The organism is Streptococcus suis, assembly GCF_002964045.1.
GTDB lineage: Bacteria > Bacillota > Bacilli > Lactobacillales > Streptococcaceae > Streptococcus > Streptococcus suis_U.
The window spans coordinates 62190-73716 of sequence record NZ_POPB01000322.1 but is presented as its reverse complement, the minus strand read 5'-3'; the positions used below and the strand labels follow the sequence as shown (position 1 = coordinate 73716).

The window sequence follows — 11527 nt, the reverse complement described above, 5'->3', positions numbered from 1 at the left end:
AAGCGATTATGGATTTATATTTGCCAACATCTGGTCGACAGCCTGCCAAAGGCCCGAAAAAAAGCCAAGAAAACGCATAAAATGTACGATAAAATCCAGCCAGTCTATGGTATTGCGATCGTTGGAACTAACTATTTCAAAGACGACAGACCTGTCCATTCCTTTATCATCACCGATTCAGAAACCGGTCAGGCTTTACAGATGCCATTTGGAAAAAAAGAACAAGCACGAAACCCCTTCGAGATGGTCATTGTAGAGCTGAAAAAATTGCAAACGGGAGAAATGGCTAGGAAGCAACAACTTTGGATGGAGTTCTTCTCTAACAAACAATTTAGCTCAAAACAAACCAGTGCCATTCAAAAAGCTGAATATCTATTGGATGTAAACAATTGGACAGAGGAGGAACGAAAAATGATTGAAGTATGGAACCACCGAGCAGCCAGTTACTATGCTAACATGCAGGAACAGTTTGATGACGGATTTGAAAAAGGCATTGAACAAGGTATTGAACAAAAAACTCAAGAGGTGTTGAACTCTCTTCTTCAAGTTGGAATTTCTGATGAGAAAATTGCCTTGGTGATGAAAATGCCTATTGAAAAAGTAAGGGAATTGCGTAAGAGTATAGTTTCTGAAGAAGGTATTGAATATGGAATCTAAACTTGAATTGATTCGCATGCATCGAGCAGCCAGTTACTATGCTAACATGCAGGAACAGTTTGATGATGGATTTGAACAAGGTATGGAACAAAAAACTCAAGAGGTGTTGAACTCTCTTCTTCAGGTTGGAATTTCTGATGAGAATATTGCCTTGGTGATGAAAATGCCTATTGAAAAAGTAAGGGAATTACGTAAGAGTTTAGTTTCTGAAGAAGGCACTAAATATGGAGTCTAAACTTGAATTGATTCAAATGCATCGAGCAGTCAGTTACTACGCTAACATGCAGGAGCGGTATGATGAAGGTGTTGATACTGAAAAAATAGACACCATGAAACGGATGATAAAAGCGAATCTAACCGATGAAATGATTGCCATTGCTACTGAGTTTACCGTTGAACAGGTAGCGGCCTACCGTAGTCAATTCCAAATACAAGAAGGAACTGAGTATGGAATCTAAACTTGAATTGATTCATATGCACCGAGCCGATAGTTAATTTGAGGTCACGATTCGATAAGGAGATTAAGTTATGGTTGACAAAGAGTTGGAAAAAGTGATTGAAGAAGAAAAAATTGCAACCTTGAAACGATTGTTGGATGTAGGCATGTCTGATGACATCATTGCCATTGCTACGAATTTTAGTCTAGATGAGGTAGCTTCCTACCGCAGTCAATTTCAACCAATCGAAGATGAGGATATAGACTTCCATCTAGCACTCATTCGTATGCATAACAAGGCGAGCTATATTGAAGCCATGACGGATTCTTATGAAGCAGGTGTCAAAAAAGGGCTTTTAGAGAAAGATAAAGACGCTCTTGATTCGCCATCGAACCAGCAATATATTCGAAACTTGGTGAAAGGCTTTGCCACTGGGTTTGAAAGTGGTCTCGATATCGGCAGAAAACACAAAACAGACGAAATTTTTGAAACTCTATATCGAGCTGGACATTCTGACGAGAGTATTTCTGCTATTTTAGATATGCCTGAGGCAGAAGTAACGAAAATTCGGAAAAAATGGTTTAGGTGGTCATAGAAATAACATGTCACTAGTATTTTTGCTAGTGATTTTTTCTACAATGAGAATAAGCTTAGCGATGGTCAATGAAAACTCAGTCATAAAACTGTCGATGGCGACAGTGACAGTGAATAATTGACATTCAAATTTATTTTGCTATACTAAACCTTTAAAAAAGAAAGGATAAATCATGGTGGAAAATATGTTGAATGCCAATCAAAAAGAATTTGCAAAACGTTTGTTGGATACAAAAATGACAAACGAAGAAATTGCACCTTATCTTTCGCTTACCGCTGAAGAAGTTTGCCAACTTCGTGCTCAGTTAGTGTAAAGCAAAATTAAATGAAAGATTTCTAAAAGAGAGCATATGCTCTTTTTTGTTTTATTCCATCCCAGTCTTGAATTCATCATTCACAACTGTTGGAAAAATGCAGTCTAAAACTTCTGTAAAATGCAAATGAAAGGAGATACAATTAGGTCTAAATCAACAAAAAATAGAAATTTTTACAGAAATTTAATACAAATCATTTGTTGGAAAGTTTCATATATAGTATAATAGCTTAGAAAGTTACTGTAGATTTTCAATATCTTGTATTGAACAACTGAATTACGCTGTTTTGCTGGATAGAGATTTTTTATGGTAATAAAATAATTTATGGGGAGGTTTTTTCAATGCGCAAAGCAAAGAAAAAGTCGTTTGATTGGTACGGAACGAGACAACATTTCTCAATCCGTAAATACCATTTTGGTGCAGCCAGTGTCTTGCTTGGTATGTCCTTAGCTCTTGGTGCTGGAGCACAGGCAGTACAAGCAGAAGAAGCACTTGCATCATCAGAAACAACAACAGCCGTAGCGTCGACTACGGATACATCAGCAAGCTCTGAAGCCGTTGTAACAGAAGCAACAGTAGCTTCATCAACAGAAACAGCTGTATCAGCTTCAGAAACAGCAACAACTACATCTTCTACAGAAGCTTCAACTACTGAAACAGTTGCGACAGCAACTGCTACAAGTACAGAACGATCTGCAACGATCAACTACATCGTTCAATATGTGTTGGAAGATGGTACTGTAGTAAAAGCAGATGTTAATGCAGCAACGGTTAATACTACTGAAACGACAGCAACAGCAACTGTAGTAGTTTCTACAGACTTACCAGCAGGTTACGAATTGGCAACTGGTCAAACTGCAACTGTGACTCAAGAAGTAACAGAAGGTGCTGCGAACGTGGTGACTGTAAAAGTTGTTAAGAAAGCTGAAGCAACAACTACAACAGCAACTACTGAGTCAAAAGCTACAGAAACTGCTTCTAGCGAAACAACTACATCTACAGAAACGAAAGCTGCTACTACTGAAGCAGTAGCAGAAACTGTAAAAACTCCAGCAACTGTTGAAGAAGCAAAAGTTGTTCTTGAGCAAGTAACTTCAGAAGCAGAAGTATTGGCTAACGAAGCTGAGCGTCTTGTTGCAGCATCAGATAGCGACAACACTGCTTTGAAATTTGCAGCTGCAGCAACAAAATTGACTGCAACAGAAGCAACTGCAGTATTGAACGATTCAGCAGCAACACTCGAAGCTGTAAATGCACAAATCGATGCAGTTCGTACAAACGTTGAAGCACTTGTTCTTGAATTGCGTAAGTTCTTGGGAACAGATGTAATCCAAGTAGTTTTGACAACTACGACAGATATGAATGATTCAACCAGTCGACCTGGTTACTGGATTGAGGAAGAAACAGTCCTAAACAAGGATGAAGCTGCAGTTGACGCGAGCTTGGTACCTGTAGTTCAAGATATTCCTACTGGATATGCAGTTGACCCAACAGAAGGTCGCATCACATTTTTGATTTACAGTTTGTCCGCTGCAGAGGTAGATGCTACAGTTGCTGCAGGAATTAATGATGGATCCTATAACCACCGTTATGGTACAGACTACTACATTACCCTTTCAATGAAACGTGAAGATTCAGATGGTGTAATCTATGCTCGTTTGGTCAGTCAAAAAAATGGTTTACTGCAGGAAATTGAAATTCCAGAAGATACGGCTAGACATCAATTTGATGCCATTGCAAACGGACCAACAAATCTAGGTACATTTAGATACAGAATGTCATTTACAACCATGCCATTTACTGATTCTACTGGAACAACAACCAAGATTAGATACGTAAACATCAACTCTGGAGTGGGAACCAATGGTAAAGGGCAGGTTGTATATTCACTTCTATCAGATGATCGAACAGAATATAATAGTTATACTGGTTTGGCGCCATCCTACCTACCTGCTCAGGTAACAGGTTACTATGTTAAAGAAACAGAACGCCGTGCTGAAGAGTTTCTTGCCAGCTATACCCACTTAGCAGCTGTATCAGGAGATATTTTCACTCCAGCAGGAGAAGCAAAATTTGATAATTATGAACTTATCGAGTCTCCTACAGTTGCAGAAAAACCTGTATCAGTAAACTATGCTGTTGGAACGCCACTTATTCAGTTCCTCCCAGGTTCTAAGACTGCAAGGGTTATTTATGTGACACAGGAGGATGGAACTGCTCGTTTTATTAACTTCCTATTAAATCCTGACCACGCAGATTTTGTCGAAAACTATATAAACTACGACTCCATAGAACCGAATGATTTCGTGACAAATGATGGAGCTGGTGCTCTAGATTTCGCAAGTCGTATTGCCATTATCGAAAAATATCTGGCGGAAATTGCTAGTGTAGAAGCAGATACCAGTTTGACAAGTGATGAACAGACGGCTCGATTAGAAGAATTACGAGCAAATTATGCAGCAGAAATCAATACTGATGATAACAAGTTCTTGTTGACGTTTGTTTCTACAGAGACTAAGCCGCTGACTGCGAATAATGGACCAGATGCAATTACAGGTTTAGAAACATGGACGCACACTGTTAAGAATTACTATACAAATGGTGCTGGTGCCACAACGATATCCTATAAGATTTCTCCTTATTTTTCTGATCCAAAGATTGACTGGGGACCAGCTGCTCCAACAACTTCAGGTACACTACTTCATAGTAAAACAGAGCTAAATGATAAAGGTACTCCATTACGCTTACGCGTAACAACTGCTACTGGCGAAGAATTTTTAGACATTCAAACTAACTATATTGCCATGTTCAATATGTTGACTGCCAATGAGAATACGGCAAACTACTACTACGCTGAAAAAGGTGGTGTTAAAGTCTATTACGTTGATACAACAGGTACAGTTTTACAAGACGCTAAGTCTGTTTATGATCATGAAGCTACAAACACAGCATACGATACTAAGTCTGTAAAAGATGAAACGATCACGACAGCTGACGGAACAGTATACTACTACAAAGAAATTGATACAACAGGTCTTAACCCAGCTTCAAGTAACACAGACACTGAAAAACGTACGATTGAAAAAATTACCGAAGAAGTTGGTACAGTAGCACAAGATACGCTTAAAGAAATGACCTATGTCTACGAAAAAGCTGGTAACGTCATCGTTCACTACGTGACCGAAGACGGCACAGAACTTTCAGGAACCACTGATACAGGTGCCACTACAGCAGCTACTGTAAGCGATACGACAAACGGTAAACCAGGTGAGACTTATAACACTACAGACCTCAAACCAAAAACCATCACGACAGCAGACGGTAAGACTTATGCGCTAGTCGAAGCATCAACTAAAGGTGAGGAAACAGGTACTGTAGAAGCAGGTAAGACGAAGGAAGTTACTTACGTCTACAAAGAAGTGAAAGGTTCAGTTGTTGTTAACTATGTGGATGAAAATGGGAACCCAATTTCAGGTGTAACTGATGCTGGCAAAGAAACAGCAAGCACAGTAGAAGACACTCCAGAAACATCTACAGGTACTAAGTACGATACAACTGACCTCCGTCCAAACACAATCACTACTGCAGACGGCAAGACATACAAACTTGTTCCAAAACTTACTCAAGGTTCTGAAACAGGCGAAGTTGTTCCAGGTGTGACTCAAGTAACATACGTTTACGAAGAAGTGAAGGGCGATGTTGTTGTTGAGTACTATGATACTGAAGGTAACTTGATTTCAGGTCTATCTGACAAAGGTGAAGCAGTTGATACGAAAGAAGTTGATACTGTACCATCATCAACAGGTACTGCTTACAACACTGACGAAGACCACAAGCCAAACACGATTACAACAGCAGACGGTACAGTCTACTACTACCAAAAAGTGAAAGATACTTCAGCTTCAACAACTGGTAAAGTTGTAGAAGGTACAACAACTGTTCAATATGTTTACGAAAAAGCTGGTAACGTAGTTGTTAACTACATCACTGAAGATGGTAAACCACTCTCAGGTACAACAAATACTGGTGCTACAACAGCAAGCACAGTTGATGATACTAAAGATGGTAAACCAGGTTCAACATACGATACAACTGACTTGAAACCAACTAAAATTACTACTGATGAAGGTAAAACTTATGAGTTGGTTCCAGCATCTACAGTTGGTGATGAAACTGGAACTGTAGAAGCAGGTGTAACTAAAGAAGTCACTTATGTCTACAAAGAAGTGAAAGGTAACGTTGTTGTTGAGTACTACAACACTGCTGGTGTAGAGATTAAAACAGCTGTTGAGGACACTCCTGCATCATCAACAGGTACAGCCTACACAACTCTTGATAACAAACCAGCTAAGATCACAGCAGCTGACGGCACAGTTTACTACTACAAAGAAGTGAAATCTGACTCAGCAGCTGAAACAGGTGATGTGGTTGAAGGTACTACAACAGTTAAATACGTGTACGAGCCAGCGGGTTCAGTAACTGTTAACTATGTAACTACTGATGGTACACCTATCAAGACTCCTGTTAAGGATGAAGAAAACGCTGAGCCAGGTAAGACATACTCAACTGAGGACAACAAGCCAACAACCATCACAACTGAAGACGGTAAGACATACAAACTTGTTCCAAACAAGACCACAGGTGAAGAAAACGGAACAGTTACTTCAGGTGAAGATAAGCAAATCACTTATGTTTACGAAGAAGTGAAAGGTAACGTTGTTGTTGAGTATTACAACACTGCTGGTGTAGAGATTAAAACAGCTGTTGAGGACACTCCTGCATCATCACCAGGTACAGCCTACACAACTCTTGACAACAAACCAGAAACAATCACTGCATCTGACGGCACAGTTTACTACTACAAAGAAGTGAAATCTGACTCAGCAGCTGAAACAGGTGATGTGGTTGAAGGTACTACAACAGTTAAATACGTGTACGAGCCAGCGGGTTCAGTAACTGTTAACTATGTAACTACTGATGGTACACCTATCAAGACTCCTGTTAAGGATGAAGAAAACGCTGAGCCAGGTAAGACATACTCAACTGAGGACAACAAGCCAACAACCATCACAACTGAAGACGGTAAGACATACAAACTTGTTCCAAACAAGACCACAGGTGAAGAAAACGGAACAGTTACTTCAGGTGAAGATAAGCAAATCACTTATGTTTACGAAGAAGTGAAAGGTAACGTTGTTGTTGAGTATTACAACACTGCTGGTGTAGAGATTAAAACAGCTGTTGAGGACACTCCTGCATCATCACCAGGTACAGCCTACACAACTCTTGACAACAAACCAGAAACTATCACAGCTACAGACGGTACAGTTTACTACTACAAACAAGTGAAATCTGACTCAGCAGCTGAAACAGGTGATGTCGTTGAAGGTACAACAACTGTTAAGTATGTTTATGAACAAGCTGGTAACGTTGTTGTTAACTACATCACAGAAGATGGTACACCTATCAAGACACCTGTAAATGACGAAACAAACGCTAAACCAGGTACTGAATACAACACAACTGATAACAAACCAACGACTATCACTACAGAAGATGGTAAGACTTACGAATTGATCCCAACTGCAACAATCGGTAACGAAACTGGTAACGTTGAAACAGGTAAGACAACAGAAGTAACTTACGTCTACAAAGAAGTGAAAGGTTCAGTTGTTGTTAACTATGTGGATGAAAATGGTAACCCAATTTCAGGTGTAACTGATGCTGGCAAAGAAACAGCAAGCACAGTAGAAGACACTCCAGAAACATCTACAGGTACTAAGTACGATACAACTGACCTCCGTCCAAACACAATCACTACTGCAGACGGCAAGACATACAAACTTGTTCCAAAACTTACTCAAGGTTCTGAAACAGGCGATGTTGTTCCAGGTGTGACTCAAGTAACTTATGTTTACGAAGAAGTGAAGGGCGATGTTGTTGTTAACTATGTAAACACTGCAGGTGAAGTGATTGCTCCACAAGTAGTTGATACGAAGACAACTTCAACAGGTACTGCTTACGACACAACTGATAACAAGCCAGCTAAGATTACAGCAACTGATGGCACAGTTTACTACTACAAAGAAGTGAAAGCTGGCGACAATGAAACTGGTAAAGTTGTAGAGGGTACGACTGAAGTTACTTACATCTACGAAAAAGCTGGATCAGTAACTGTTAACTATGTAACAACTGACGGAACTGTTATCAAATCTCCAGTTAAGGATGAAGAAAACGCTGAGCCAGGTAAGTCATACTCAACAGAAGACAACAAGCCAACAACCATCACAACTGAAGATGGTAAGACTTACCGCCTTGTTCCAAACAAGACGACAGGTGAAGAAACCGGAACAGTTACTTCAGGTGAAGATAAGCAAATCACTTATGTTTACGAAGAAGTTAAAGGTGACGTTGTTGTTAACTACGTCGACACTGAAGGTAATGTTATCAAAGCCCCTGTAACAGATACAGCATCTACATCAACAGGTACAGCTTACGATACAACAGATAACAAGCCAGAAACTATCACTACTGAAGATGGTACTGAGTACAAACTTGTTCCAGTATTGACTAAAGGCAATGAGAATGGTTCAGTTGTTGAGGGTACAACTCAAGTAACTTACGTTTACCAAAAAGTAACTCCAGCAGCTAAGACTGGTAACGTTGTGGTTGAGTACTATAACACAGCAGGTGAGAAGATTGCGACTGATGTAGTAGATACTCCAGAAACAACAACTGGTACAGTTTATGAAACGCTTGATTTCAAACCAGCAACTATCACTAAAGATGGTGTGACTTACTTCTACAAAGAAGTGAAAGACACATCAGCTGCTGAGAAAGGTACTGTAGTTGAAGGTACAACAACTGTTCAATACGTCTACGAGCCAGCAGGTTCAGTCACTGTTAACTATGTAACAACAGATGGTAAGGTTATCAAGACTCCAGTTAAGGATGAAGAAAACGCTGAGCCAGGTAAGACATATTCAACAGAAGACAACAAGCCAACTACAATCACTACTGAAGATGGTAAGACATACAAACTTGTTCCAAACTCGACTACTGGTGAAGAAAATGGATCAGTAACTTCAGGTGAAGACAAGCAAGTAACTTACGTGTACGAAGAAGTGAAAGGTGACGTTGTTGTTAACTACATCGACACTGAAGGTAATGTTATCAAAGCCCCTGTAACAGATACAGCATCTACATCAACAGGTACAGCTTACGATACAACAGACAACAAGCCAGAAACTATTACTTATAATGGTGAAGAGTACAAACTTGTTCCAGTATTGACTAAGGGCGAAGAAAATGGTTCTGTTGTTGAAGGTACAACTCAAGTAACTTATGTTTACCAAAAAGTAACAACTCCAGCTCCAAATCCAAACGGTAGCGTTGTCGTTAACTATGTGAACACGAATGGTGAAACAATTGCAACTTCAGTAAACGATACAACTGATGCGGCTCTTGATACAACTTACGATACAACAGATTTCAAACCAGCAGTTATCAAACACAATGGTGTTACATACTTCTACAAAGAAGTGAAAGCTGGCGATAACGAGTCTGGTAAAGTTGTAGAAGGTACTACAGAAGTAACTTACGTTTACGAGCCAGCAGGTTCAGTAACAGTTAACTATGTAACAACTGACGGTACAGTAATTAAATCTCCAGTTAAGGATGAAGAGAACGCTGAACCAGGTAAGACATACACAACTGAAGATAACAAACCAGGTACAATCACTACTGAAGATGGTAAGACATATAAACTTGTTCCAAGCTTGACTACTGGTGAAGAAAATGGATCAGTAACTTCAGGCGAAGACAAGCAAGTGACTTACGTATATGAAGAAGTGAAGGGTAACGTTGTTGTTAACTACATCGACACTGAAGGTAATGTGATTGCTTCTCCAGTAGAAGATACAAGCTCAACTTCAACAGGTAAATCTTACGATACAACAGATAACAAACCAACAACCATTACAACAGCTGACGGCTCAGTTTATGAAATCGTTCCAGTATTGACTCAAGGTAATGAAAATGGTTCTGTTGTAGAAGGTACAACTCAAGTAACTTACGTATACCGTAAAGTATCTAGCGCAGTTAAATCTCCTATAACCAACCACGTTGATGAGAATGGTAAGTCTATTTCACCTCAAGAAGATGGTACGAAGCCAAATAGATCTATTCCGAATTTTGAGTTCACAGGTAAGACTACTATTGATGAAGATGGCAATGTGACTCACGTTTACCGTAAAGTAACTCCTAAGGGTACAGTAGTCGTGAACTACGTTACTGAAGATGGTACAGTCATCAAGTCACCTGTAAATGATGAAACAGATGCACCTGCTGGTAAGTCTTATGACACAACAGATAACAAACCAAAAACTATCACGACAGAAGATGGTACAACTTATGAACTCGTTCGTGTTGACGGTACTGAAAATGGTAAAGTTGTCGAAGGTGAAACTGTAGTAACATACGTATACCGCAAAGTAACACCAGCTAAGACAGTTGTAACTAAACACGTTGACGAAGAAGGTAACCCAATTGCACCACAAGAAGATGGTACAACACCTAACAAGTCAATCCCAGGATACGAATTCACAGGTAAGACAACTACAGATGAAAACGGCAATACAACCCACGTATACCGTAAAGTAACGCCATCTAAGACAGTTGTAACTAAACACGTTGACGAAGAAGGTAACCCAATTGCACCACAAGAAGATGGTACAACACCTAACAAGTCAATCCCAGGTTACGAGTTCACAGGTAAGACAACTACAGATGAGAATGGCAATACAACTCACGTATACCGTAAAGTAACACCTGCTAAGACAGTTGTAACTAACCACGTTGACGAAAATGGCAATGTTATCTCACCACAAGAAGATGGCACTACACCAAACAAAGGTACGTCAATCCCAGGTTACGTCTATGTGAAGACTACAACTGACAGTGATGGTAATACAACTCACATCTACCGTAAAGTTGTTACAAACCACGTCGATGAAGATGGAAATATCATCAACCCACAAGAAGATGGTACAACACCAGATAAGTCAATCCCAGGTTACGAGTTTACAGGCAAGACAATTACCCTTCCAAACGGTGATACTATTCATATCTACCGTAAGAAGACTCCAGGTACTCCATCTACACCTGTAACTCCAGAGCCAGGTCGTCCAGGTACTCCTGTGACACCAACACCAGGTAAGCCAGGAACTCCTGCAACCCCTGCGACACCAGCTCCAGGTAAGCCGGCTACTCCTGCAACCCCTGCAAGTGCAGCTCCAGGTCAATTGCCAAATACTGGTGAAACTTCATCAGTAGCTGGCGTACTTGGTGCGGCTATGCTTGTAGCAGCTCTTGCTATTGCGGGCAAACGTCGTCGCAACGAAGACTAATTTCATTTCAAACTTCCTGTTTTTCCTTCAGGTTGAATGAAATGAAAGATGAAAAGGAAAGGTTCGCCTTTCCTTTTTTTGCGCTAATATTTCGGTCGAAAATAAAGAAAAGTAAGTG

General features: G+C 40.0%; 6 protein-coding genes. All 6 read left to right on the top strand.

What is annotated here, in order from left to right; all coding sequences use genetic code 11:
* Positions 1–657, top strand: a 657-nt coding sequence (locus C1E99_RS06205) for an Rpn family recombination-promoting nuclease/putative transposase (protein ID WP_153060168.1), incomplete at its 5' end; no start/stop codon positions are given.
* Positions 647–892 carry a hypothetical protein gene (locus C1E99_RS06200; protein ID WP_105206971.1) on the top strand — a complete coding sequence of 82 codons (246 nt, stop codon included), beginning with the start codon at positions 647–649 and terminating at the stop codon, positions 890–892. The genes C1E99_RS06205 and C1E99_RS06200, both read left to right, overlap by 11 nt.
* Positions 882–1115, top strand: a complete 234-nt coding sequence (locus C1E99_RS06195) for a hypothetical protein (RefSeq protein WP_105206970.1) — start codon at positions 882–884, stop codon at positions 1113–1115. Before C1E99_RS06200 ends, C1E99_RS06195 begins: the two co-directional genes overlap by 11 nt.
* A gap of 70 nt (positions 1116–1185) precedes the next feature.
* Positions 1186–1689 (top strand): hypothetical protein, encoded by a 504-nt coding sequence (locus C1E99_RS06190; protein WP_105206969.1) that lies wholly within the window; start codon positions 1186–1188, stop codon positions 1687–1689.
* A gap of 172 nt (positions 1690–1861) precedes the next feature.
* Positions 1862–2002, top strand: coding sequence for a hypothetical protein (locus tag C1E99_RS14670; RefSeq protein WP_161943241.1), 141 nt, complete (start codon positions 1862–1864; stop codon positions 2000–2002).
* A gap of 341 nt (positions 2003–2343) precedes the next feature.
* Positions 2344–11409 (top strand): MucBP domain-containing protein, encoded by a 9066-nt coding sequence (locus tag C1E99_RS14485; protein WP_153060167.1) that lies wholly within the window; start codon positions 2344–2346, stop codon positions 11407–11409.
* Positions 11410–11527: the final 118 nt, after the last annotated feature.